The organism is Acidimicrobiales bacterium (genome assembly GCA_022452035.1).
GTDB lineage: Bacteria > Actinomycetota > Acidimicrobiia > Acidimicrobiales > MedAcidi-G1 > UBA9410.
In genome coordinates, this window is the sequence record JAKURV010000008.1 from 41,511 (window position 1) to 65,678 (window position 24,168).

General features: G+C 68.7%; 23 protein-coding genes. 14 read left to right on the plus strand and 9 right to left on the minus strand.

Annotation, left to right across the window (positions count from 1 at the left end; translation table 11 throughout):
- Positions 1 to 24 precede the first annotated feature (24 nt).
- Both MK181_04345 and MK181_04350 read left to right on the plus strand, forming a co-directional pair.
- On the plus strand, positions 25 to 1,815 hold the full coding sequence (locus MK181_04345) for a nitrite/sulfite reductase (GenBank protein MCH2419029.1): 1,791 nt from the start codon (positions 25 to 27) through the stop codon (positions 1,813 to 1,815).
- A gap of 58 nt (positions 1,816 to 1,873) precedes the next feature.
- Positions 1,874 to 2,833, plus strand: coding sequence for an MBL fold metallo-hydrolase (locus MK181_04350; GenBank protein ID MCH2419030.1), 960 nt, complete (start codon positions 1,874 to 1,876; stop codon positions 2,831 to 2,833).
- Between the two features lie 15 nt (positions 2,834 to 2,848).
- On the opposite strand, the gene MK181_04355 is transcribed toward MK181_04350, so the two are convergent.
- The 3 genes from MK181_04355 to MK181_04365 form a co-directional block, all read right to left on the minus strand.
- Positions 2,849 to 3,625, minus strand: a complete 777-nt coding sequence (locus tag MK181_04355; GenBank protein MCH2419031.1) for an SDR family oxidoreductase — start codon at positions 3,623 to 3,625, stop codon at positions 2,849 to 2,851.
- 31 nt (positions 3,626 to 3,656) lie between these two features.
- Complete coding sequence (locus MK181_04360) at positions 3,657 to 4,583, minus strand: SDR family oxidoreductase (GenBank protein MCH2419032.1); 927 nt, start codon at positions 4,581 to 4,583, stop codon at positions 3,657 to 3,659.
- Positions 4,584 to 4,663: 80 nt separating this feature from the next.
- Complete coding sequence (locus MK181_04365; GenBank protein ID MCH2419033.1) at positions 4,664 to 5,440, minus strand: SDR family oxidoreductase; 777 nt, start codon at positions 5,438 to 5,440, stop codon at positions 4,664 to 4,666.
- Positions 5,441 to 5,513: 73 nt separating this feature from the next.
- Between MK181_04365 and MK181_04370 the strand changes: the two genes are divergently transcribed.
- Positions 5,514 to 6,449: a hypothetical protein gene (locus tag MK181_04370; GenBank protein MCH2419034.1), complete on the plus strand. Its 936-nt coding sequence runs from the start codon at positions 5,514 to 5,516 to the stop codon at positions 6,447 to 6,449.
- 10 nt (positions 6,450 to 6,459) lie between these two features.
- A complete protein-coding gene (locus MK181_04375) occupies positions 6,460 to 7,377 on the plus strand; it encodes an NAD(P)-dependent oxidoreductase (protein MCH2419035.1) in 918 nt (305 codons plus the stop codon).
- 15 nt (positions 7,378 to 7,392) lie between these two features.
- Here the strand turns inward: MK181_04375 and MK181_04380 are convergent, their stop codons facing one another.
- Positions 7,393 to 8,640 carry a cytochrome P450 gene (locus MK181_04380; GenBank protein ID MCH2419036.1) on the minus strand — a complete coding sequence of 416 codons (1,248 nt, stop codon included), beginning with the start codon at positions 8,638 to 8,640 and terminating at the stop codon, positions 7,393 to 7,395.
- A 76-nt stretch (positions 8,641 to 8,716) separates the two neighbouring features.
- Here MK181_04380 and MK181_04385 point away from each other — a divergent pair, with 76 nt between their 5' ends.
- Entirely contained in the window at positions 8,717 to 9,142 is a 426-nt protein-coding gene (locus MK181_04385) for a nuclear transport factor 2 family protein (protein ID MCH2419037.1), read from the plus strand.
- Between the two features lie 47 nt (positions 9,143 to 9,189).
- Complete coding sequence (locus MK181_04390; protein MCH2419038.1) at positions 9,190 to 10,017, plus strand: coniferyl-alcohol dehydrogenase; 828 nt, start codon at positions 9,190 to 9,192, stop codon at positions 10,015 to 10,017.
- Positions 10,018 to 10,050: 33 nt separating this feature from the next.
- On the opposite strand, the gene MK181_04395 is transcribed toward MK181_04390, so the two are convergent.
- Positions 10,051 to 10,872 carry an SDR family NAD(P)-dependent oxidoreductase gene (locus MK181_04395; protein MCH2419039.1) on the minus strand — a complete coding sequence of 274 codons (822 nt, stop codon included), beginning with the start codon at positions 10,870 to 10,872 and terminating at the stop codon, positions 10,051 to 10,053.
- Between the two features lie 99 nt (positions 10,873 to 10,971).
- Here MK181_04395 and MK181_04400 point away from each other — a divergent pair, with 99 nt between their 5' ends.
- From MK181_04400 to MK181_04425, 6 genes are read left to right on the plus strand one after another with little or no spacing between them, the layout of a single operon-like run.
- Entirely contained in the window at positions 10,972 to 12,159 is a 1,188-nt protein-coding gene (locus tag MK181_04400; GenBank protein ID MCH2419040.1) for a CoA transferase, read from the plus strand.
- Positions 12,156 to 12,905, plus strand: coding sequence for an NUDIX domain-containing protein (locus MK181_04405; GenBank protein ID MCH2419041.1), 750 nt, complete (start codon positions 12,156 to 12,158; stop codon positions 12,903 to 12,905). The genes MK181_04400 and MK181_04405 overlap by 4 nt, the downstream gene beginning before the upstream one ends.
- Before the next feature lie 44 nt (positions 12,906 to 12,949).
- On the plus strand, positions 12,950 to 15,298 hold the full coding sequence (locus MK181_04410) for an HAD-IC family P-type ATPase (protein ID MCH2419042.1): 2,349 nt from the start codon (positions 12,950 to 12,952) through the stop codon (positions 15,296 to 15,298).
- Positions 15,299 to 15,355: 57 nt separating this feature from the next.
- Positions 15,356 to 16,621: a Glu/Leu/Phe/Val dehydrogenase gene (locus MK181_04415; GenBank protein MCH2419043.1), complete on the plus strand. Its 1,266-nt coding sequence runs from the start codon at positions 15,356 to 15,358 to the stop codon at positions 16,619 to 16,621.
- A gap of 52 nt (positions 16,622 to 16,673) precedes the next feature.
- On the plus strand, positions 16,674 to 17,354 hold the full coding sequence (locus tag MK181_04420; GenBank protein MCH2419044.1) for an SDR family oxidoreductase: 681 nt from the start codon (positions 16,674 to 16,676) through the stop codon (positions 17,352 to 17,354).
- Positions 17,351 to 18,121 (plus strand): SDR family oxidoreductase, encoded by a 771-nt coding sequence (locus MK181_04425; GenBank protein MCH2419045.1) that lies wholly within the window; start codon positions 17,351 to 17,353, stop codon positions 18,119 to 18,121. Before MK181_04420 ends, MK181_04425 begins: the two co-directional genes overlap by 4 nt.
- 58 nt (positions 18,122 to 18,179) lie before the next feature.
- Here MK181_04425 and MK181_04430 read toward each other — a convergent pair whose 3' ends face one another.
- Positions 18,180 to 18,518, minus strand: coding sequence for a WhiB family transcriptional regulator (locus MK181_04430; GenBank protein ID MCH2419046.1), 339 nt, complete (start codon positions 18,516 to 18,518; stop codon positions 18,180 to 18,182).
- Positions 18,519 to 18,813: 295 nt separating this feature from the next.
- Between MK181_04430 and MK181_04435 the strand changes: the two genes are divergently transcribed.
- A complete protein-coding gene (locus MK181_04435) occupies positions 18,814 to 19,830 on the plus strand; it encodes a hypothetical protein (GenBank protein ID MCH2419047.1) in 1,017 nt (338 codons plus the stop codon).
- A gap of 19 nt (positions 19,831 to 19,849) precedes the next feature.
- Here the strand turns inward: MK181_04435 and MK181_04440 are convergent, their stop codons facing one another.
- From MK181_04440 to MK181_04450, 3 genes are all read right to left on the minus strand, one after another.
- Positions 19,850 to 21,064, minus strand: coding sequence for a CoA transferase (locus tag MK181_04440; GenBank protein MCH2419048.1), 1,215 nt, complete (start codon positions 21,062 to 21,064; stop codon positions 19,850 to 19,852).
- Between the two features lie 22 nt (positions 21,065 to 21,086).
- Positions 21,087 to 21,539 (minus strand): peroxiredoxin, encoded by a 453-nt coding sequence (locus tag MK181_04445; GenBank protein MCH2419049.1) that lies wholly within the window; start codon positions 21,537 to 21,539, stop codon positions 21,087 to 21,089.
- 101 nt (positions 21,540 to 21,640) lie between these two features.
- Positions 21,641 to 23,128, minus strand: a complete 1,488-nt coding sequence (locus MK181_04450) for an aldehyde dehydrogenase family protein (GenBank protein ID MCH2419050.1) — start codon at positions 23,126 to 23,128, stop codon at positions 21,641 to 21,643.
- 208 nt (positions 23,129 to 23,336) lie between these two features.
- On the opposite strand from MK181_04450, the gene MK181_04455 reads away from it, so the two are divergent.
- Positions 23,337 to 24,062, plus strand: a complete 726-nt coding sequence (locus MK181_04455) for an O-methyltransferase (protein ID MCH2419051.1) — start codon at positions 23,337 to 23,339, stop codon at positions 24,060 to 24,062.
- The last annotated feature ends 106 nt before the right edge of the window (positions 24,063 to 24,168 follow it).

The window sequence follows — 24,168 nt, forward strand, 5'->3', positions numbered from 1 at the left end:
CTGACTGACCCTGGAGAGCCGACCATGACCCAGCTCACCGACCCCACCGAGGTCTCCCCCATCAATCCCGAGATGGCGGCCGACATCACCAAGTTCGAGGAGATGCTCGCCGACTACCAGGCCGGACGCGTCCCCGAGGATGTGTTCCGCGTCTTCCGGCTGAACAACGGCATCTACGGCCAGCGCCAGGGTGGTACCAACCAGATGGTCCGGGTCAAGGTCCCGTACGGCGCCATGACCGCCGGCCAGCTGGACCTGCTGGCCGACGTGGTCGACGAGCACAGTCGCGGCTGGGGCCACATAACGACCCGACAGAACATCCAGTTCCATTTCGTGGAGCTGGCTGAGATCCCCACCGTGATGCGCAAACTGGCCGAGGTCGGCCTGACCACCCGGGAGGCCTGCGGCGACACGGTGCGCAACGTGCAGGGCTGCCACCTGGCCGGCGCCTGCCCCCTCGAGATCCTGGACGTCACGCCGTGGGCCGAGGCGGCCTACCGGCACTTCGTCCGTAACCCGCTGGCCCAGCGCCTACCCCGGAAGTTCAAGATCAACTTCTCAGGCTGTGACACCGACTGCGGCCAGGCCATGTTCAACGACGTCGGGGTGGTGGCCGCCACACGCACGTTTGACGACGGCAGCGTGGAACGGGGCTTTCGGGTGTACATCGCCGGCGGCCTGGGCACCACCCCGTTCCCGGCCCTCGCTCTGGAGGACTTCACCGCCCGCGAGGACCTGCTTGCCACCATTGAGTCGGTGCTCCGGGTGTTCGAGCAGACCGGCAACCGGGACAACAAGCTGCGGGCCCGTCTCAAGTGGGTCGTTGACCAGTTGGGCATCGACGAGGTTCGACGCCGGGTGGTCGCCACCCGCAAGCTGCTGCCCGCCTCGGCCTCCTGGCCGGGCGGCGTACCGCCCGTGGTCTCCGAATGGGGCGACGATCCGGCCGGTGTGGCCGACGGCGTCACCCCGACGGCTATGGGCCAGGGGACTCCGGTAACCCTGGGCGCCAAGGACGACTACGACCGCTGGATGGAGGCCAACGTGGTTCGAGGGGCCGCCAACGGCACCGTCTCGGCGTACGCCTGGTGCGAGTTGGGCGACGTCACCTCGAATCAGTTCCGGGCCGTGGCCGCCATGGTCCGGGATCTAGACGTGGACGTCCGGGTTACCAACCGACAGAACCTGGTGCTGCGGGACCTCACCGAGGACCAGCTCCCGGTGCTCTACGAGCGACTGGTGGCCGCCGACATGGCCCAACCGGGCGCCGAGCTGTCCCGGGACGTTGTGGCTTGCCCCGGTGCCGATACATGCAACCTGGCCGTTACCCAAAGCCGGGGCCTAGCCAGTGCTATCGGCGCCGCCCTCGACGAGGCCGGCCTGGCCGAGGTGGGCGGGGTCAGGATGAACATCTCGGGCTGCACCAATAGCTGCGGACAGCACCACGCAGCCGACATCGGCTTCTTCGGAGCCGAACGCCGGGCCCACGGCCAGCCCGCTCCCGGATACCAGATGCTGTTGGGCGGCTACGTCGGCCAGGAGCAGATCCACTTTGGTCAGAAGGCGCTGCGCCTGCCGGCTAAGAACGCCGCCGAGGCCACGGTTCGGGTCGTCCGCCGGTTCGCCGGCGAGCGGCAGGCCGGCGAACGCTTCGTGGACTGGCTGGAACGGTCTGGTGGTGCCAAGGAGGTGGCTGTCGACCTCAAGGACCTGGACGAATTCCCCACCCCGGACGAGGCGCCCGAGTTCTACGTGGACTACGACGAGACTGGCCCCTACGTGGCCGAGATCGGCGAGTCGGAGTGCGCCACCTGACGCTGGGTGGCCGGGCCGGTGTCACCCTGTAGGCCCGCCCATCGGGCAGGATCGGGTCGTGGCCCCCACCTACCGCACCGAGGACCCTCCTCCCTACGGGGAGGTTGAGCAGGTCTCGCCCCTGGTTCGACGGGTCGTGGCCCGGAACCCGTCGCCGTTCACCTACCACGGCACGGGCACGTTTCTCGTGGGCCCGCCGTCGGGCGGCGAGGTGGCAATTATCGATCCGGGGCCCGACGACGACGACCACGTGGCCGCCGTGCTGCGGGCCACAGAAGGCCAGCGGGTAAGCCACCTGCTGGTCACTCACACCCACCCCGATCACTCCCCCGCGACGGCCGCCGTGCGGGAGGCCACTGGCGCCCCCGCCTACGGGTTCGGACCCCACCCGGAGGAGGCCGTTCGGGCCCACGAGGAACGGGTCCGCCGGGCCCTGGAGGCCGACCAGGAGCCGGAGTCAGAGGACGGCGAGGGCTCCGGAGACCTTGACTTCGTGCCTGACGTGGCGACCGTCGACGGCGACGTGATCGTCGGCGATGGTTTCACCTTCGAGGCCTTGCACACCCCCGGGCATATCTCCAACCACCTGTGCTTCGCCCTCCGGGAGGAGGCCACGCTGTTCACCGGCGACCACGTGATGGGCTGGTCAACTTCGGTGATTCCGGCCCCCGACGGCGACCTGAACGACTACCTGGCCAATCTGCGTCGGCTCCTGCACCGGAGTGAGACGACCTATCGCCCAACCCACGGCCCTGCCATCACTGATCCGGTGCCCTACGTGGCGGCCCTCGTGGAGCACCGGGAGATGCGGGAGCGCCAGATCGTCGACGCTCTGGCCGACGGCCCCCGGGACATCACCTCGTTGGTGGCCGAGATGTACGCCGACGTGGACGAGAAGCTGCACTTGGCGGCCGGCGCCTCGGTGTACGCCCACCTGCTGGCCCTGTCGCGGTCGGGGCGGGCCGAGAGGCTGGCCGACGACGACTCGGACTGGAAGTCCGACTGGCGGCTCGTCTGAGCTCAATGAGCCAGATCAGGGGTGCTGGCTGGAGACCGACACCACCTCGCCGGTCATGTACGACGAGTAGTCGCTAGCCAAGAACACCACCACGTTGGCCACCTCCCACGGTTCGGCGGCCCGGCCGAACGCCTCGCCGTCGACCAGCGACGCCAGGAGTTCCTCGCTGCTGGTCCGGGCCAGGAAGGGGTGCATGGCCAGGCTGGGCGACACGCAGTTGATCCGGATACCCAAGCCTGCGGCTTCCACGGCCGAGCACCGGGTTAGGGCCATCACGCCGGCCTTGGCCGCCGCGTAGTGGGTCTGTCCGGCCTGGGCCCTCCAGCCGACCACCGAGGCATTGTTCACGATCACGCCGTGGCCCTGGGCCTCCATGATCCGTAGGGCAGCCCGGGTGCACCGCATGGTGCCGGTCAGGGTGATGTCTAGGACCCGGTCCCACTCCTCGTCGTCCATGTCGACGAGGCGAGTGTCGCCCCCTAGGCCGGCGTTGTTGACCAGCACGTCGAGGCGACCGTGCTCGGCCACCGCGGCGTCCAGCAGGTTTTGGACCTGGGTCTCGTCCCGGACGTCACACATGCAAGCCAACGGTCGGCTCCCGCCGAGGGCCTCTAGGGCGTCGGCGGCTTCGGCTAGGCGTCGCTCGTGGATATCGGAGACGACCACCGTGGCGCCCTCCTCGACGGCCCGGGTGGCGACGGCCGAGCCGATGCCGGCCCCAGCCGCTGCGGTGACCACGACGACCTTGCCGGCCAGCAGGCCGTGGCCATCTACGTAAGGGGGTGTGCCCATGGTCGAAGGGTAGGCCAGCCGCCGACGACGCCTAGGACGCCGCGCCGGACTCCTCGGCCGCCTTCTTCTCGGCCATTTCCTTCATCCGACGTTCCAGGTCCGCGAACATCGGCATCTCCTCGACGCCAATATCGGCTGGGAGCTTCTCGGCCACCTCATCGACGGTGAACATCTCGCCGTCGGTGGCCAACATGTGGCGTAGTTCAGCTGGCTGGTTCCAGACGGCGATCCGCTTCCCGGTGCACGTGTAGATCTGGGCCGTGATGTCCCGGGCGGCGTCCGACATGAGGAATACGGCTAGCGGGGCAATGGCCTCGGGGCCGCCGGCCTCGATCTCGAACGGCACGTTCTCCGACATACGGGTCATGGCGGCTGGAGCGATGCAGTTGGCGTTCACGCCGTACCGGCGAAGGGCGAATGCCGCGCTTCGGGTGAGGGAAACAATTCCGCCCTTGGCCGCCGAGTAGTTGGCCTGGGCGGTGGAGGCCACGAAGGCCCCGGAGGTGAATCCGACCAGGCTGCCACCCGTCTCCTGCTTACGCATGACCGCCGAGGCCGCCTTGTAGAGGGTGAAATGGCCCTTGAGGTGGACGGCGACCACGTGGTCGAACTCCTCCTCGCTCATGTTGAACAGCATCCGCTCGCGGACAATGCCGGCCACGCAGGCTACGCCGTCGATGGTCCCCCAGTTCTCGACCGCCGTGTCGACGATGCGCTGGCCAACCTCCATCTGGGACACGTCTCCGGTCACGGCGATCGCCGTGCCACCGGCGGCGGCGATCTCGGCCACTACAGCATCGGCTACCTCGCTGGACGGGTCGCTGCCCTCTATGGACACGCCGTAGTCGGCCACCACCACGTTGGCCCCTTCGCCCGCACAGGCCAGGGCGATGGCCCGGCCGATGCCGTTCCCAGCGCCGGTGACGGCGATGTTCTTTCCTGCGAGGTGGCCGGCCATGGTCTGCTCCCGGTGGGTCGGCGGAGAGGCGAACAAGGATCTGACGGACCGTCAGATCAGGTAGCCACCCTACCGGTCGGTCACCGGGCGGGGACCATCCCTCCGTCGACGGTGAGGCACTGGCCGGTCATGAAGCTCCCGGCGTCCGACGCCATGTAGAGAACTGCCCCCACCATCTCGTCCGGGTCTGCCAGACGCTTCAGGTGGCTGGCCCGGGCCATGGAGGCCGACGCCTCCGGTCCGATGTTGCGAACCATGGTGGTGTCGGTGGCTCCGGGGGCCAAGGCGTTGATCCGGATCCCCCGGGCGGCGTACTCAGCGGCCATGGACCGGGTGAATGACAGCAGGGCCGCCTTACCGGCCCCGTACATCGACACTCCCGGGGTACTCAGGAAGGCCCCAGCCGAGATTACGTTCACCACCGAGGCATGGTCGGAGGCCAGTAGGTGGGGCAGGCAGGCCTGGAACAGGAAGAGGGGCCCCCGCACGTTCACCTCAAACGACTTGGCGAAGGCCTCAGCCGTGATCTCCCCAATGGGCTGGGCCACCGGGTTGGCGGCGTTGTTGACCAGTATGTCGATGCCGCCGTACTCGCCGGCTGCCGAATCAGCCAGGCGCTGCAGGTCATCCAGATTGCCCACATGGGTCGGTACGGCGAGCGCCTCACCGCCGACGGCCCGTATGGCGGCTACCGCCTCGTCGCAGGCCTCGGCCTTGCGGCTGGCCACCACCACCGAGGCGCCCTGGGCAGCGAAGGCCTCGGCCACCGCCCGACCGATGCCGCGGCTACCACCCGTCACCACGGCCACCCGGCCGGTCAGGTCGTGCAGCGCGGCAACCCCATCTCGATCCAGCATGGTCACGCCCCCTCCCGTACGGTCGGGCCGACGGTACTTCCCCACCGTCCCTACCCACTGCCTGGGAGGCGCGGTGACCGAACGACAGGTGGTTGTTCCCACAGGCCTGGACGGCGTGCCGACCGAGCATGGTGACTTCAACGTGCAAGGGCCGTCGGTGCTGCGCTGCCCGACCTGGCTCCCCGATCCTCCGGGCACCTACCTCCTCTACTTCGCCCACCACCGCGGGGCGTCAATCCGGCTGGCCGCTGCCGAGCACCCCACTGGCCCGTGGCACCTCGTGTCGACCGACGTCCTCCACATGGATGATGCGGCGCCAGCTCTTCCCGTCGACCACCCCAACCGCCACGTGGCGTCGCCCGACGTACAGGTTGACGATGCCGGCCGCACCCTCCGGATGACCTTCCACGGCCATGTGTCCCCGGAGGCCGCGGGCCATCTGCCGTCGTGGGGCATCTATCCGGTCTACGACCAGCACACCCTGGTGGCCACCTCCTCCGACGGGAGGCGGTTCACCCCGTTGGCCGACGGCCCAGCCATCTCACCCTCCTACCACCGGGGCTTCACCTGGGACGGGTGGTGGTACGGGCTGTCCATGCCGTCCCAACTGGTCCGGTCGGCCGACGGGGCCACGGGCTACGAGTACGGGCCAACCTTGTTCGACGACCCCGAGATCCGTCACAGCGGCGTGCTGGTCGATGGAAACCGCCTCCGGATCTGGTTCACGAGGGCCGGCGACGCCCCGGAGCGGATCCTGGAGGCTTGGGTCGATCTTCGGGGCGACTGGATGACCTGGACACCGACTGAACCAGTCGAGGTTCTCCGCCCGGTGGAACCCTGGGAGGGCGCCGACCAGCCGGTGGAGCCGACCGTCCGGGGGCCGGCCTTCCGACCCCAAAATGGCCTCCGGGACCCGTTCGTGTTCGATGATGGCGAGGAACGGTGGCTCTTCTACGCGGCGGCCGGCGAGTTCGCCCTGGGTGTCACCCGCCTGCCGGACCCGTCCTAGCGTCAGTGCCGTGCTGTCCGATCGCAGGATCCTCGTCACCGGACTGACTGGCCAGATCGGCCACCCGGTCGCCCGGTTTCTGGCCCGGGACAACGAGGTGTGGGGGGTGGCCCGCTACTCGGCCGACGGCAGTCGGGAACGGGCTGAGGGCATCGGCGTCCACCCCCACGTGGCAGACCTAGCCACCGGCGACTTCGGCGACCTGCCGACCGACTTCACCCACCTTGTGCACTTTGCCGCCTGGCAGGGAGCCGAGGACGACCACGACCGGGCGCTGAGGGCCAACGCCGAGGCCACCGGCCTGCTCATGGCTCATTGCCGGTCCGCCGATGCGGCCCTCATCGCATCGACCAACTCCGTGTACCGGGCCCATGAGGACCCGTTGCACCTTTACACGGAGACCGACCCACTGGGCGATCCCCGGGCACCCCACAGCCCCACCTACGGCGTTTCCAAGGTCTCCCAGGAAGCGGTGGCTCGGACCATGGCCCGGGTTCTGGGCCTGCCCACCACCATCGCCCGCATCAACGCCAGTTACGGCCCCAACGGTGGCTTACCCGCCTACCACGGCGACGCGGTGGCCGCCGGAAAAGCGGTCTGGCTGCGCAATCCCGTTGACGGCCCCTACAGCCCGATCCACGAGGACGACCTGGCTGCCCAGGTAGCACCCCTCCTGAATGCTGCGTCGACACCGGCCACCATCGTGAACTGGTGCGGCGACGAGGCGGTCACCCCCGAGCAGTGGTGCGCCCTGTTCGGGAGGCACCTAGACATCGAACCGCAACTCACGTACTACGACCTACCGGGTAGCCAGCCGGGCAGCGCGGCGGACCCAACCCGTCGACGGTCGCTGACCGGACCGTGCACCGTGGCGTGGCGTGACGGCATGGTGGCCATGGTCGACGCCCGTCACGGCAGCTCTGGCTGACCGGCGTCCGCTGGCTCAGGCCGGGGTGTAGGTGCAGGGTAGGTGCTTGATCCCGTTCACAAAATTGGTCCTGAGCCGGTCCGGTTCGTCGGTGGCCTCGATGTCGGGTAGTCGGGTCAACAGTTGGCGGAACATCGCGCCTATCTCCCGACGGGCCAGATGGGCTCCGAGGCAGAAGTGGGGTCCCGGGCCTCCGAAGCCGACGTGGGGGTTGGGGTCCCGGGTGACGTCGAAGCGGTCAGGGTCGGTGAACACTTCCTCGTCCCGGTTGGCCGAGTTGTACCAGAGCACCACTTTGTCCCCGGCCGAGAACTCGTGGTCGCCGAGGCGGACACCGTCGGTGGTGACCGTCCTACGGAAGTGGATTACCGGGCTGGAAATCCGGACGATCTCCTCGACGGCGGTCGGCGTAACGCCATCGATGTCGGCCTGCCAGAGGGCGCGCTGGTCGGGATTTTCGGTCAGGTAGTGCAGGCCCCAGGAGATGGCGTTTCGGGTCGTCTCATTGCCCGCCACGCAGAGCAGCACGAAGAAGGACGCCAGCTCGTCGGCCGAGAGCCTCTCTCCGTCCACCTCGGCGTTGACGAGCAACGACGTCAGGTCCTGACCGTCTCCACCGCGTCGGGACTCAGATGTCTCGCGCATGATCGCCGCCAGGCCTGCCCCGGCACCCAGAAGCGACTCCAACGGGTCGGCACCAGGCGGTATGTACTCGGGATCCCCTTGGCTTAGAACGACGTTCGAGTGGTTGAAGACCTCGTCATAGCGGTCGGGAGCGATGCCCATCATGTCGCAGATGATCGCCAGCGGCAGGCGCGCTGCAACCTCCGTCACGAAGTCGCACGAGCCCTTGGTGGCCACCCTGTCGATGATCCCGGCTGCGGTCAGCTCCACGCCTTCCTCAAGGGACCGCATCATCCGCGGCGTGAAACCCGCCGAGACCACCTTTCGCAGGCGAGCATGTTGGGGATCGTCCATGGTGATCATCGAACCGAAGAACTCACGGAACTCTGGTGGCAGATCGGTGATGTTGGTGCCCTCTCCTGAGCAGAACCACTCAGGATGGCGGCTGGCCTCGACCACGTCGGCATGACGGGTGATCGCCCAGTATCCGCGTCCTGCCGGCAGGAACTCGGTCTCTTGCTCAGTGAAGAACCGGATCGGGTCCGTCCGTCGGAGGGTGGCGAACCCGGCCTCTCGGTCGGCCATCGGTCCCGACCAGAACGGGTCCACGTTCGACAGGTCAATTTCAGCCAGGTCCATGGCCTTCGAACCTAGGCCGGGGATGGGCAGGCGGCCCGATCCGGATCTCGATCCGACCACCTCCTAGGTTCGAGGGGTGCCCGATGACCGGATTGACGCCCTCACTGACCGCCTCGCTATCGAGGATCTGCTGACTCGCTACGCCACGGCCGTGGATCAGCGGGACTGGGACCTTTACCGGTCGGTGTTCACCGCTGACGCTGAGGTGGACTACACGTCGGCCGGTGGCACCGCCGGGACGGTCGACGAGGTCGTGGCCTTCTTGGACGCCGCCTTGTCCGGCTTCGAGATGACCCAGCATTTGGTGGGCAACGTGGACGCCGTCGTGGATGGTGACGAGGCCCGGGTCACAGCGGTGTTCACCAACCCGCTTCGCCTGGCCGGAGGCGATACCTGGTTCACCGGCGGCTGGTACCACCATGACCTAGTCCGCACCGCCGACGGCTGGCGTAGCCGCCGACTCCGCGAGGAGTCAGCGTGGTTCGACCGGGCTCCTTTCTGATCGCAACGCCCTCAACACCCCACCCAACGCAGAAGAAAGAACCGACCATGGCCCATCCTCTCGACTACAACGACCGGACCGTGGTGGTCACCGGCGCCGCCACCGGTATGGGCGCCGAGACGGTGGCCCTGCTGGACACCCTGGGCGCCTACGTCCACGCTGTGGACATCGTCGACGTCGCTGGCCCGGTGGCCTCCACCCACCGGGTGGACATCGGCGACCCTGCATCTATCGATGTCGTGCTGGCTGACCTGCCTGACCGGATCCATGCCTTAGTGAACTGCGCCGGGATCCCCGGTGGCACCCGCTTCGACGCCCGCACCGTCATGCGGGTCAACTTCCTCGGCCTCCGCTACCTCTCCGAGGCCATCTTCGACCGCATCGCCCCCGGTGGCTCGATCACCAGCGTCGCCTCGTTGGCCGGCGGCGGGTGGACCAACCACGTGGCCGAACTATCCGAACTGATGGCCGCCGATAGCTTCGCCGACGGCGACACTTGGCTGAACGGGCGCGAGGAACTGCTCGGCGACGGATACAGCTTCTCCAAGGAGTGCGTCCAGTACTGGACCATGTGGCGGTCGACCACCGCCGTGAAGGCCGGAGTCCGGGTGAACAGCATCTGCCCCGGCGTAACCGACACCAAGATCTTGGTCGACTTCCGGGAAGCCATGGGCGAAGGGGCTATCCAGATGGCCACCGACGCCGGTATCGGCCGACCGGCCACGCCCGACGAGATGGCTCCGGCCCTGCTGTTCCTGGGTAGCGACCGGGCGGCCAGCTACGTGAACGGCGTCAACCTGATCATCGATGGGGGCTTCATGGCCGCCATGACTACCGGTCAGGTCGACTTCTCGCGCTACGACCTCGGGAGCTGAGGCCCCAAAGGTTGTCGACCTTGATGGTCGACCTCAGCGCAGGGGTTCCGGGTTGCGGTCGGCCCGGAGGTCCTCGATTCGCTTCTCGGCGAACCCCACGGTGAACGGGTGGGTGAACACCCAGAAGCGGTCGGTACGCACGGCGTCCACCACCCGGGCGGCCACGTCAACCGGCTCGATGCCCCGCTCCTCAAGCATGGCCGACAGGCCGGGGATCATGGCATCGTGTCCGTCCTCGACCTCCACCCAGTCGGGACGGACCCGGGCCACGTCGAAAACTTGCGTCCGGACGAACTCCGGGCATAGGCACGACACCCCAACCGGCGTCGGCTCCAACTCGCGGTAAAGGGCCTCGGACAAGCCAACCACAGCGTGTTTGGACGCGCAGTACATGCCCAGGACCTCAGTGGTCATCACGCCAGCCTGAGATGACACGTTGACGATGTGGCCGACGCCCGCCTCCACCATCCGAGGGGCGAACGTCGTCACGCCGTGAGCCACCCCCAGCACGTTGACGCCGATCGTCCACCTCCACTCGGCCGGCGTGGTGGCCAGCATGGGTCCGGTCGGCCCAACACCAGCGTTGTTGCACAGGACGTGCACGTCGCCGTGCCGCTCCCAGCATTGCTCGGCCATCCTGGCAACGGCATCGGGATCGGCTACGTCGCACACCACGCCGAAGACGTCGCCGCCGTCGGCCGACAGCCGGGCCACCTGGGCGTCCAGCCCGGAACCGTCTAGGTCCGACAGCACGACCGACATCCCCTCGCCTAGGAACGCCTCCACCATGGCCAGCCCGATGCCCGACGCCGCTCCGGTCACCACGGCCACCCGACCCTCCAACTGCTCGATCACGGCCCCTCCCTCCGATCACCGGATACATGCGGGTCCGCCGACCGTAGGCGCCCACCGTCCAACTCATCCACCGTCGAACGCCACGGCTACCGTCGCCCTATGCCCGGTCCCCTCGACGGAATCCGTATCGTTGACCTGTCGGTGGCCCTCACCGGACCGCTGGCTACAGGAATGCTGGTCGACCAGGGCGCCGAGTGCATCAAGATCGAGCAGGCCCCCATCGGCGACGTCGTCCGCTGGCTGGGGACCTCGATGGCTGGCGTGTCGGCCATGTTCCAGGTAGCGAACCGGGGCAAACGATCCATCGTGCTGGATCTTCGCCAGGAGGAGGGTTTGGCCATCCTGCGCGACCTGGTGGCCGAGGCCGACGTGTTCGTCCAGAACTTCCGTCCCGGGGTGGCCGAACGCCTCGGCGTGGCCTTCGAAGACATCCGAGCCCTCCGCCCCGACATCGTCTATGCCGACCTGACCGGCTTCGGCCCCGACGGCCCTTACAGCCAGCGTCGGGTCTACGACACGGTGATTCAGGGCCAGTCGGGGCTGGCGGCCAGCCAGACCGGCATCCGCGACGACCAACCCAAGCTCATCAAGCAGTTGATCTGCGACAAGGTCACGGCCTACACGGCCTGCCAGGCCATCACGGCCGCCCTTCTGGCCCGGGAGCGGGGTTCTGGCGGACAGCACCTGGAGCTGTCCATGCTGGACGCCTGCATCGCCTTCATGTTCGTGGACGCCGCCGACCACGAGGTAATCCTGGATGGCGACCACTCAGGACCCCAGGCCGTGGCCGCCTATAACACCCCGTTTGCCTTCCGCGACGGGTTCGCCACGGTCGCCGTTCCCGACGACGAGGAATTCCACGGCCTAGCCCGGGCCATGGGCGTAGATAGCTCCGACCCCGACCTGGCCACCGTGAGGGACCGGGTAGCACACCCCGACAAGACCCGGAGCTTCCACCTCCAGGTCCGGGAAAACGCTCGGCAGCTCACCACGGCAGAGGCTGAGGCCCACCTGGAGAACAACGGCGTCCCGTTCGGCATCGTGCGGCTGGTGAGCGAGGTCGCCCACGACCCGCAGGTAGTGGCTAACGCCCTATTTTCCGAGTTCGACCACCCCGCCGCCGGGCGGATCCGACACCACCGGTCGCCGACTCGGTTCCACGGCACCCCGGCGGAGTTCCGGGAGCCGGCGGCTCCCACCCTGGGACAGCACTCCGACGAGGTCGCCGCGGAGACCGGACGAGGTGACCGAATCAATCAACTGCGGTCCGCCGGCGTGATTCGGTGACGTCGTCCGGGCACCGGGACCACCGGCGCTACGACGCCTACGCCCGAAACCACGAGGAGTACGGGGACTCGGAACTCATCCCGGCCGCCACCGTGGTCGTCCTGCGGGACACCGAAACCGGGCTAGAGACCCTCATGCTCCACAGAAACTCGAAGATCGCCTTTGGCGGGATGTGGGTGTTCCCGGGTGGACGGGTCGACGAGGAGGACACCGTGGCTAGCGCCGACGGCCAAATCGACGAGTTGACCACGGCCGCTGCGGCCGCCGCACGCGAAGCCGCCGAAGAGGCCGCCGTAGTCGTGGACCCGACAGGCCTGGTCTGGTTCGCCCACTGGGTACCCCCGCCGATCACGCCCCGCCGCTACGCCACCTTTTTCTTCGCTGCCCGGCTGGACGACGCAGCCGGCCCGGTTACCGTCGACGAGGGCGAGATCACCGAGCACGAGTGGATGCGACCCGACGACGCCTTGGCCCGCCGTGACGCTGGGGAGATTGAACTGGCCCCGCCCACCTGGATGACCCTGCACCGGCTAGACGGGTTCGATGACGTAAACACCGCCCTGACCGCCCTGACCGCCGCCGAACCTGCCTTCTACGAGACCCACATGGCCCGGACCGACGAGGGCCCGGTGGCCATGTGGGAGGGCGACGCCGGCTACGAGGGCGTTGACCCGTCACAGCCCGGACCACGCCACCGGCTCACCATGGCCGAGGACCGCTACTCCTTCCAGGACGACCGGACCTGACCACGCCCGGGTCAACGGCCCCGCCCGACCTACCATCGGCGCCCGTGGACCCTGCATCGCCCGACCTGGTCGGCCTGAGCGCCGACGACGTCACCACCCGCCGGGCCGACGGCCGGGTAAACGACGTACCCGACGCCCCGGTCCGCACTACAAGCCAGATCCTGCGAGCCAACGTCCTCACCCCAGTCAACGCCATCATGGGCAGCCTGCTGGCCGTCATCCTGGTGGCCGGCTTCCCGGGTGACGCCCTGTTCGCCGGAGTGATTGTCTCCAACAGTGTGATCGGCACCTTCCAAGAACTACGGGCCCGACGCACCCTGACCACCCTGGCCGTGCTCTCGGCCCCCCGAGCCCGGGTAGTCCGCGAGGCAGCCACCAGCGAGGTGCCGGTCTCCGAGGTGGTGGCCGACGAGCTCCTGGCGCTCGAACCGGGCGACCAGGTGGTGGTCGACGGGACGGTCGTGGCGGCCACCGGGCTGGAGGTCGACGAGTCCCTGCTGACCGGAGAGGCCGACCCGGTCGACAAGACAGTTGGCGACGAGGTCCTCTCGGGCAGCTTCGTATCGGCCGGTTCGGGCCACTACCGAGCCACCCGGATCGGGGCCGGCTCGTACGCCGTATCCCTGGCCGAGGAGGCGCGACGGTTCACGCTGGTCGATAGCGAGCTCCGCTCGGGGGTTGACGTCATCCTGTGGTGGCTGACCCTCATCATCCCTCCAGCAGCCGGCCTGCTCCTGCTCCGCCTGCTGGTCACCGAAGACCATTGGGAAGAAGCCCTCCGGGGCACGGTGGCCGCTGCGGTGGCCATGGTCCCTGACGGGCTGGTCCTCCTGACCAGCCTCTCGTTCATCGTGGGCGTGATAGCCCTGGCCCGGCGACAGGCCCTGGCCCGCGAGCTGGCCTCCGTCGAGCTACTGGCCCGGGTCGACGTGTTGTGCCTCGACAAAACGGGGACAATCACCACCGGGGAGATCGCGTTCGCCGACCTGGAGACCATCGGTGCTACCAGTAGAACCGAGGCGGAAGCTGCGGTCGGCGCCATGGCCGGAGTCGACCCTTCACCCAACGCCACCCTGGCCGCTCTGGCTGCCGCCCTAGACGACCCCGGCTGGTCGGCCAACGCCGTGGTGCCCTTCTCCTCGGCCCGCAAGTGGGCAGCCGCTGACTTCGGAGACCACGGCACCCTGCACCTGGGGGCCCCGGACGTCCTACTCCCCGAAGGCGAGTGGGCCGTGGCCCGGGACCGGGTGGCCAACCTGGCCGCTGCCGGACAGCGGGTCATGGTCCTCACCCGATCGGACGCCGGAACGTGTGATCCCGATGCACTCCCGTCGGCCCGCCTACCCATGTGCCTGGTGCTCCTGGAGGACACCGTGAAGCCGGACGCCCCGGAGATCCTGTCCTGGTTCGTCGACCAGGGGGTGACCCTGAAGGTCGTCTCAGGTGACCACCCGGAGACAGCGGCGGCCGTAGCCCGACGAGCTGGCGTCCCCAACGCACAAACGGGGGTCGACGCCCGCACACTGCCCGACGACTCGGAGGCTCTGGCCGACGCGATGGCCGACTCGGCGGTCTTCGGCCGGGTCACCCCCCACCAGAAGCGGGCCATGGTCGACGCCCTGCAGGCCCGGGGCCACACGGTGGCTATGACGGGAGACGGAGTGAACGACGTCCTGGCCCTCAAGGACGCCGACATGGGCATAGCCATGGGGTCGGGTAGCTCGGCCACCCGGGCTGTGGCCCAGCTGGTGCTACTCGACGACCGGTTCGCCACCTTGCCCCGGGTGATGGCCGAGGGGCGGCGAGTCATCAACAACGTGGAGCGGGTGGCCAACCTGTTCATCGCCAAGGCCACCTACGCCGTCCTGCTGACCGCCCTAGTGGGCCTGTTCGGCGTGCCGTTTCCGTTCCTGCCCAAACAGCTGACCCTCATCGGGACGATCTCCGTGGGAGTTCCCGGTTTCTTCCTAGCCCTAGCACCCGATGCCTCGCTGGTCCGTCCGGGGTTCCTCCCCCGGGTGTTGCGCTACGCCGCGCCGGTGGGAGCGGTGGCCGCTGCGGCGACCTTCACCGCCTACGAGGTGGTGCGACGGAGCGAAGCCCCACTGGCCGAAGCCCGCACCGCGGCCACCCTCACGCTGCTGGCCATCAGCCTGGTCATCCTGTTGGGTATCAGCCGACCCCTGCGGCCCTGGAAGGTCGGCCTGGCAGCCGCCATGGGCGGCTGGTACGCGCTGACCATGGCCTGGGACTTCCCCCGGGACTACTTCGAGCTGGTGGTACCCGACGCACGGGCCTGGCTGGTCGCCGCGGTAGCCACGGTGGGCGGCGGGCTCCTAGTCGCCGTCGTACCGCGGTGGGTGGCCCGACGGCGGGCCGGGACAGACGACTAGCGTCCCCTTCCGGAGCAGGTTTCAACGACGATCCCCGCTAAGTCCGAAGGGTCACCGATGACCGACACCACCAGCCTCTTCGCCACGGCGCTGGCCCAGTTCAAACGGGGAGCCGACCTGATCGACCTCCCCGACGACCTTCGGTCGATCCTCTCGCAGCCCAAGAACGAGGTCATCGTCAACTTCCCAGTCCGGATGAACGACGGTTCCTACCGGGTGTTCCGTGGCTACCGGATCCAGCACAGCAACCTGCTGGGCCCCTACAAGGGCGGGGTTCGGTTCCACCCCCTGGTGAACCTGGACGAGGTGAAAGCCCTGGCCTCGTGGATGACCTGGAAGTCGGCCTTGTGCGAGATCCCATTCGGCGGGGCCAAGGGCGGCATCTCGTTCGACCCGAACACCCTGGAAGCCGACGAACTGGAGCGGGTGGTGCGCCGGTTCACCCACGCCCTGGGCGAAAACATCGGGCCCGACCACGACATCCCAGCCCCCGACCTGGGCAGCAACGCCCAGTCAATGGTGTGGATGATGGACACCTACGCCAACTCCACCGGCGCGACCGAGCGTCAGAACGTCAAGCGGATCGTGACCGGCAAGACGCTAGAGACAGGGGGAAGCCCCGGCCGGGAGAAGGCCACCGGGCAGGGCGTGGTGTTCTGCCTCCAGCACTGGGCCGACGAGGTGGGGTTTGATCTGGCCGGTGCGACAGCCAGCCTCCAGGGCTTCGGCAACGTGGGCTCAGCCGCCGGTCGGATCCTCCAGGTCCACGGTGTCCGGATAGTGGCCGTCGCCGACCACGGAGGGGCAATCGCCGACGAGGATGGGATTGACGCCTTTGAACTGACCGACTGGGTCCGGGAGCACGGCTCGGTTGCCGGCTTCCCGCGGGCCATGTGGATCGACCCCGACGACTACTGGGCCGTCCCAACCGACCTCCTCTTGCCGGCCGCCCTGGAGAACCAGATCACGATCGAGAACGTGCACCAGATCCAGGCCCGGGTCGTCGTGGAGGCGGCCAACGGCCCGACCTCGTTGGAGGCCGAGCAGGTCCTGGCCGATCGGGGGATCGACGTTCTGCCTGACATCCTGGTAAACGCCGGCGGCGTGATCGTCTCGTACTTTGAGTGGCTCCAGAACCGTTCAGCGCAACGATGGAGCCTCGAGGACGTGGACTTCAAGCTCCGGGACACCCTGTGGCAGGCCTGCGACGCAGTGGCCAACCTGCGCGCCGAGCTCGAGGCACCGTCGCGACGGGACGCCGCCTATGCGGTGGCCCTGCGTCGGCTCCAGGTCGTTTACCAGCAGCGGGGCATCTTCCCCTGATCCCCAAGGGCCCCCGGTCGGGCACGACGGCTGGCACACCGAGGTGGTAGGCGTGGAGCCCACGGCCGGTGAGGTCCGAACGCTTTTGATCGGCGACGACCCCCTGACCGAGGGGCTGCACGAGGGCCTGGTCGTTCAGGGGCACATAGTGGCCACCGTGGCCACGCGCCCCTCCGGAGGCCGAGAGACCCTGGCAGCAGCCGTCGACGCCGCCGTAGCCCTACTGGGACGGACCGACCTGGTCGTCCACGTCCCCCGTCGCCCCATGGATCCCGTTTCCCTGGTCGATCAGGCCACCGCCGACTGGGTGGCTGCCTGCGAGGCCCCGATGGCCGAGGCGTTGGCCGTGGTCCGGACATGTCGACCACATCTGGGCAGTGGCTCCCGGCTGGCCTGGGTGGTGCCCACGGTGGCCCTGGGAGGCGCCGCCGGATTCGCCGGGGCAGCGGCGGCCGCCGAGGGGATCCGGTCGCTAGCCAAGGGAGCAGCACGCCAGTGGGGATCCGAGGGCATCGGAACGGCGGTCCTCGCAGTGTCCCCCGAGGTGGCCTTCGGACCCGACGCCGGTGCGCCACTGGTTGCCACCACCACGTTGGCCGATTCCGCCCTAGCCCGACCAGGTCACCCGGTTTACGACCTGGCGCCGATCCTAAGCCTCCTGGCCGATCCGGCCTCAGCAGCCCTCACCGGGGCCACGCTGGTCGCCGATGGCGGCGTCTGGATGTCGCCGTGACCGGGACGCTCCTCCTTAAGGACCGGGTGGCCCTGGTCACCGGCGGCGGCTCTGGCCTGGGCCTCGGTATGGCCACCGCCATGGCCCGCCACGGGGCGGCCGTGGTCCTGGCCTGTCGCCGACCGGAGACCGGCGAGGTGGCGGCCGCTGCCCTCCGGGACACCGGGTACGACGCCCGGTGCGTCCGGTGTGACGTGACATCGACCGAGGATCTGGAAGCCGCCGTTGCGTCCACCGTGACAACCCACGGACGGTTGGACTGCCTGGTTCACAACGCAGTGGCCCCACCCGGCCCCCCGGGCCCGGTGGAGGAGGTGGACCTCAACCGGTGGGAAGCCCTGGTGGCCACCTCCCTGCGCGCCGTATTCGACGGGGCTCGGGCCGCCTACCCGTACCTGAGGGCGGCCGGCGGCTCGATGGTTCTGATGACCTCGGCTTCGGGCATCGAGGGGAGCGCCTCACTCCCCGCCTACGCCATGGTGAAGGCCGCTCAACGCACCCTGGCCAAGGGCCTGGCCGTCGAGTGGGGCCCGGTCGGAATCCGGGTGAACTGCATCGCCCCGCTGGGGCTGACCGGCGCTCTGTCAGCAGCGTGCGAGGTGAACCCGGTCCTCGAGGAGCGGCTGGTGCGCCGAACCCCGCTGGGACGGCTCGGTGACCCCGTTGAAGACGTGGGTCCGGCAGCGGTGTTCCTAGCCAGCGACCTGGCGCGCTACGTCACCGGCCAGACACTGGTGGTAGACGGGGGTGGGTTCCTAGGGCTCTGACCGTCGGTCGACGGAGGCGGGTTTCCAGGACCGGGACCGTCGATGGACGGTCGCCCGCTCAGCCGGTCTCGGCCAGAGCCGCAGCAGCCCTGCGGGCGGCCACCTGGCGGCGCCCGATGATCGGGGTGGTTGGGGCAAAGCCGGCCGTGGCCCGCTCGGCCTCTGACTCTCCACCCCAAAATCCCAGCTCCCGGTGGTCACGGGCGTGCTGTCGACAGGTGTCCATGGCCGGACAGGCCGCGCAAAGTTCGGAGGCCCGTGCCTCGCGTCGGACCCGGGCCTCGGGACGCTCAGCGAACGGGGCGAAGAACAGGTCGCTTTTGCCTGCGCACAGGACGCCGTCCACCCAGCCCATGGTTTGCGGGTCGACGTACAGGTTCGTCGCTGCGTCCGACATGGTTTGTGCCCCTTCCGGTCTCCGGGGAGGAACCGATCGGATGGGGCGAGTTGCCCCTCCTGATCCCACTCCGTTATGCCGTCACCTACTCCGTAGGGTCAGATAGTAGAAACGGTCTCCTCCGCGCTCCAGAGACTCGCAATGATTGTTAGAGAACCTATCTATCGTTATTAGTGATGTCACAGCCTATGTCAGATACCTCCTTACGATGACTACCGGGTAATAACAACGGCGGTGTTTCCGCCCGCTCCGACAAGACCACGCGACGGCCGCTCGTTGCTGCCAAAGTGTCGCCGTGCCCGATCCCGCCCCCGTCCACGAGGACCATGACCCCGGTCCCTACTTCGACGATCTAGCCGTCGGCCAGACCTTGGACCCCGCACCGGCCGTCACCATCGGCTCCGGCGAGGCCGCCATCTACCAGGCCATCTGTGGCGACCCGCTGGCCACCGCGGTCAACCGGCCTCTGGCCGAGGCGGTGACCGGCCAGCCCGGCTCCTTGGTCAATCCAGCTCTCGTCCTCCATGTGTCGATCGGACAGAGCACGGTCGCCACCCGGCAGGTCTTTGCCAACCTCTTTTACCGCGGCGTGGTCCTGCACCAGCCGGTCCGCCACGGCGAGACCCTCCGGACGACCGTCGCGGTTCGGGGCCTCCTCGAGCTGTCACGCCGCGACGACCGCCCAGCCCGGGGTCTCGCCCTCCTTGGAATCCACACGGTCCGGGTGGACGACGACGCCACGGTGGCCGACTACGAACGGTGCGCCATGCTCCGGTTCCGGAATCCCGATGCCGCTACCGGCCACCACGACGATCTGGGAGACGTGGAGGCCGAAATCGACCTGGCGGCCTGGGCCGATCGGGTCCCCGTCGGCTGGGACGCCAGCCCCCTCGCCGGTGCCTCCGTGCCGGGTTGGAACGTCGGGGCCCGACGAACCGACGGCCTACGCGACACGGTCACCGACGCCATCGCCCTGGCCCGTCTCACCCTCAACCAGGCACCAGTACATCGCGACCCGGTGCTCGGCCCGGAGGGCCGACGCCTCGTCTACGGCGGCCACACCATCGGCCTGGCCCAGGCCTCACTGACCCGCATGTTCCCCGATACGGCCACCGTGCTCGGTTGGCAGGCTTGTGACCACCTCGCGCCGGTTTTTGAGAAAGACGTCCTGGGCTGCCACCACACATTGCTCGACGAGCAACCGGCAGCGGGGGGACGGCTCCGAGCCATCCGGGTCGAGGTCGACGCCCAGGGGGGCGACGACCCTCCCCGGCCCGTCCTTGACTGGCGGGTGGTGACCTGGGGCGCCTGACCCCACCCACCCCGACCGGTCAGCCAGCGACGGCGACCGCCCCTCGGTCGACCAGGCGTGCCACCTCTGCCGCCGATAGGCCAAGTTCAAGAGTCAGGATCTCCTCGGTGTGCTGCCCCAGGACCGGGGCCACGGCTGCTCCCCGGTCCACGGTGTCCTGCCCGCCGAAGGCCAGAGGAGAGCCCGGCACCAGGTGGGTGCCCACACGCGGCTGGTCCAACTCAGCGAACAGCGGGTTGGCCGTCGAGCACCGCGGGTCCTCAGCCAGCATCTGGGTGACCGTGCGGTAAGGCCCCCAGCAGACGCCGTGGGCATCCAGGGCGATGGACGCCTCATTCAGGGTCCGAGCAACGAACCACGGTGCCAGGACTTCGCACAGGCGGTCGGTGGCTCGGAATCGGGCCCCCTCGTCGGCGAAGTCCACGCCCAACTCGGCGGCTAGGTCGGCTACCGCCTCCGTGGTCCCGGTCGCCTCCTGCAGAGCCGTCCACTGCCGGGCCGTGATGGCCACCGCCATGATCCGGCGACCGTCAACGGTGGCGAAGTCCCGGCCGAACGCCCCGTAGATGGCGTTGCCCACCCCCTCCCGCTCCCGGCCGTTGACCTGAACTTCGGCCAAGTTGCCTAGTGACCCCACGGCCGCCATGGCCACGTCGGACAGGGCGATGGTCACGAGTTGGCCCTCGCCGGTTCGCATACGGTGCCGGTCGGCAGACACCAGGCCGAGGGCCGCCATCTGGCCGCACACCAGGTCCCAGGCCGGAACCACGTTGTTGACCGGACGGGGGTCGTCCGGGTGACCGGTTAGGTCCGGATAGCCAACGGCGCAGTTGACGGTGTAGTCCAACGCCGTCGTCCCGTCGTGCGATCCGGTGATGGCCACCATCACCAGGTCCTCCCGGCGGACCCGTAACTCCTCGTAGGCCATCCAGCCCCGGGCCGGGAAGTTGGTCAGGAAGTTGCCTGCCCGGGCGACTAGCTCTGCCAGCAGGTCGTTGACCTCCGGGTCGCGCAGGTCCACGGCCAACGAGCGCTTGCCGCGGTTCAGGCCGTTCCAGTACAGGCTCACGCCGTCGGCGGTCAGGGGCCAGCGGCCGTGGTCGATCCCGCCCCCCACCTGGTCAAAGCGAATGACGTCGGCTCCCAACTGGGCAAGGGCCATCCCCCCAGTGGGGGCAGCCACGAACGCCGTACCCTCCACCACCGACAGCCCAGCCAGTGGGGCGGTCACCATTGCCTCCGCCTGACCAGAAGACTCAGGACAGGGCTCGGATGTCGTCCAGGACGACGCCGGCGTGGGCCTCCAGGTCCTCGCCGCGCAGGTCGTAGGTTCGGACGATGGTGCCCTCCGGGTCGATCAGGTAGGTGGTCCGCCGGGCAAACCCGGTATCCGACGGGTCGGCGTCGTACGCCATGCCCATGGTCCGGTCAGTGTCGGCCAGCAGGCGGTATGGAAACCCCTGGTCGTCGGCAAAGTGCTTCTGCGCCTCGACGGTGTCGAAGCTGACACCCAGCACCACGGCACCAGCCTCCTCGAACTCCGGGGTTCGGTCACGGAACCCCCCGCCCTGAACCGTTCAACCGGGGGTGGACGCCATCGGGTACCACCACATGGCCACCCAGTGGCCCCGCAGGGACTCCAAGGTGACCACTGTGCCGTCCTGGTCGGGCACTGCGAAGTCCGGAGCCGGTGTTCCCGCTTCCAACATGTCCGTGCCCCGATTCGATCGTCCGTCGGAGCGGAACCTAGTCCTGGTCCGGCTCACACCGGTGACCGAGGCAGCCGACCGACGCGACGCTCGTCAGGTGGTCAGGCCAGCCAGGAGATGGCTTGCACCTCGCTGTAGGCCTCTAGGCCGGCGATCCCGCGGTCCCGTCCGATCCCCGACTCCTTAAATCCGCCGAACGGGGCGTTGGGATGGGGCACCACGCTGTTCAGGGCTACGTTGCCGGACTCCAGGCGGCGGGCGATCCGGTAGGCCCGGGCCATGTCGCCGGCGTACACGTAGCTGTACAACCCGTACGCCGAGTCGTTGGCCATGGCAACGGCCTCGTCGTCACCGTCGTGTGACAGCACCACAACAACCGGCCCGAAGGCCTCCTCACGGACAGCGTGCATGTCCGGCGTGCAGTCGGCCAGCAGCGTGGGGGCCACGAAGTAACCAGGCAGGTCTGGGCGTTCCCCACCACACACCAGGGTGGCCCCCGCTTCGACCCCTCCCCGGACGAAGGCCTCCACGTTGTCGCGCTGCTGCTCGCTGACCAGTGGCCCCACCAGGGTGTCGCGCTCAATCGCGTCGCCCACCTTGAGCATGCCAGCCACGTTGGCCAGCGTGGAGACCAGCTCGTCGTAGAGACTGCGATGGCAGATGACCCGGGTCGGGGCCGTGCAGATCTGGCCGCTATGGAATCCCCACACGCTGGCGATGGCGCCGACTGCCTTCCCGACGTCGGCGTCCTCCGTCATGACCAGGGCACCCTTTCCCCCCAGTTCCATCAGCACCCGGGTCATGGACGCCGCCCCGTCGGCCATGATCCGCTTTCCCACGGCCGAGGACCCGGTGAAGCTGACCATATTGACGTCAGGAGAGGACACCAGGGCTGCTGAGGCGTCGACCCCCGAGGAGGTCAAGACGTTGACCACGCCGGGTGGGAACCCGGCCTCTACCACGGCCTCGCCGAGGCGCAGAACACCCAGCGGGTCCTGGGGCGCTGGCTTGATGATGCAGGTGTTGCCCATAGCCAGGGCTGGGGCCAGCTTTCCGGCCACGTTGACCAACGGGAAGTTGTACGACGTGATGCAGGCCACCACCCCCGCCGGCTGACGATGGGCCACCGCCCCAACGAGGCCGGCCGGCCCTAGGGCTGAGGCGGCCTGGGTGACCGGAAGCTCGGCCCGATCCAGGTTCTGCGGAACGGCGTACTGCGAGTAGCGGTCGGCCAGGTTCGGGCCGACCTGCATGGTCTCGGCCACGTTGATAGTGGAACCCGTCTCAGCCTGTACCAGGGTCGACCAGGTGGGCGCCCGTTCCCGGAGGATGTCGGCCAGACGGTCCAGCAGCGCTCCTCGTTCGGCCGGCGGGGTGTCCCGCCAGCCCGGGAGGGCGGCCCCGGCGGCGGTGATGGCCGCCTCGGCATCGGCCACCGTGCCGTCCGGAGCGTGGCCCACCACCGCTGTGGTGTTGGGATCCACGATCTCGTAGGTCCCGGAGGTCGCCGTCCACTCCCCGCCGATGAGGAGCCGCCATTTCTCCTGCGGGTCGACCGGCTGGCGGTCGATCGTTGGGGTGTCGCCCATGGGCGGTGCTCCTCCTCAGTGGTCGCCGATCCGGGCCGTTTGGGGGCCGGGGACGTGACACGGCGTCAGGAATCGCCCCTGAGGGTACCGAGGCGCCCCGTTCGGCCCCCCACCGGACCGGTGGCTACCGTCGTAGAGCGGCCAACCGTGCCGTCGGGGGAGCCCATGTTCGACAGGCCGGCACGCCGGGAACAGCTGGTAGACGGCGGTGAGGCCGCTAACCGGCGACCGGGCTGGGCGACACGCCGCAGCATCGACGGTCGCTGAGGGTCCAGTGGCCGACCACCGTTCCTTCTTCCTGGACGAAGCCCTCTACCGCTACGTACTGGACCACACCTCGCCGGCCGACGAGGTGCAGCACGCCCTGGCCGAGGCCACGACGGCCCTCGGGCCGCAAGCCCGGATGCAGGTGGCCCGGGACCAGGCTGCCTTTCTCTCCATGTTGACGGCCGCCCTCCGGCCCCATCTGGCCGTCGAGGTGGGCACATTCACCGGCACCTCCTCGCTGGCCATAGCGCGGGCACTCCCCGACGGCGGCCGTCTCCTGTGCTGCGACGTGTCCAAGGAGTGGACCGACGTGGCCCGGCACCACTGGGAGGCCGGCGGGGTCGCTGACCGCATCGACCTGGTGATCGCACCGGCTATCGAGACTCTCCGGAGCCTGCCCGCCAACACCGTGGTGGACCTCGCCTTCATCGACGCCGACAAAACTGGCTACCTCGGCTACTACGAGGAGTTGGTCCCCCGGCTGGCTCCTCACGGGCTGATCGTCGTGGACAACGTGTTGTGGTCAGGCCGGGTGCTGGACCCTGCGGTGGGAGACGCCGACACGGTCGCCCTGCGGGAGTTCAACGACCGAGTGGTGTCCGACGAACGGGTAGACGTGGTGGTCCTGTCGATCGGGGATGGAGTGTCCCTCATCCGGCTCCGGTGAACGCCGGACCGGCTGACTCCGGTGGGAGCGCGGGGACGGTCCGGGGATAGCATCGGTACGGTTACCGGTCGGTAGCCCATCGGACCGTCGCTACCCGACGGTCCCC

Bases quoted from the DNA above. Each gene is read 5' to 3' on its own strand.
- MK181_04380 (MCH2419036.1), bottom strand. From the start codon at position 8,640: ATGGACCTGGCTGAAATTGACCTGTCGAACGTGGACCCGTTCTGGTCG.
- MK181_04355 (MCH2419031.1), bottom strand. From the start codon at position 3,625: ATGGGCACACCCCCTTACGTAGATGGCCACGGCCTGCTGGCCGGCAAG.
- MK181_04345 (MCH2419029.1), top strand. From the start codon at position 25: ATGACCCAGCTCACCGACCCCACCGAGGTCTCCCCCATCAATCCCGAG.
- MK181_04365 (MCH2419033.1), bottom strand. From the start codon at position 5,440: ATGCTGGATCGAGATGGGGTTGCCGCGCTGCACGACCTGACCGGCCGG.
- MK181_04400 (MCH2419040.1), top strand. From the start codon at position 10,972: ATGCCCGGTCCCCTCGACGGAATCCGTATCGTTGACCTGTCGGTGGCC.
- MK181_04390 (MCH2419038.1), top strand. From the start codon at position 9,190: ATGGCCCATCCTCTCGACTACAACGACCGGACCGTGGTGGTCACCGGC.
- MK181_04360 (MCH2419032.1), bottom strand. From the start codon at position 4,583: ATGGCCGGCCACCTCGCAGGAAAGAACATCGCCGTCACCGGCGCTGGG.
- MK181_04450 (MCH2419050.1), bottom strand. From the start codon at position 23,128: ATGGGCGACACCCCAACGATCGACCGCCAGCCGGTCGACCCGCAGGAG.
- MK181_04430 (MCH2419046.1), bottom strand. From the start codon at position 18,518: ATGTCGGACGCAGCGACGAACCTGTACGTCGACCCGCAAACCATGGGC.
- MK181_04415 (MCH2419043.1), top strand. From the start codon at position 15,356: ATGACCGACACCACCAGCCTCTTCGCCACGGCGCTGGCCCAGTTCAAA.
- MK181_04440 (MCH2419048.1), bottom strand. From the start codon at position 21,064: ATGGTGACCGCCCCACTGGCTGGGCTGTCGGTGGTGGAGGGTACGGCG.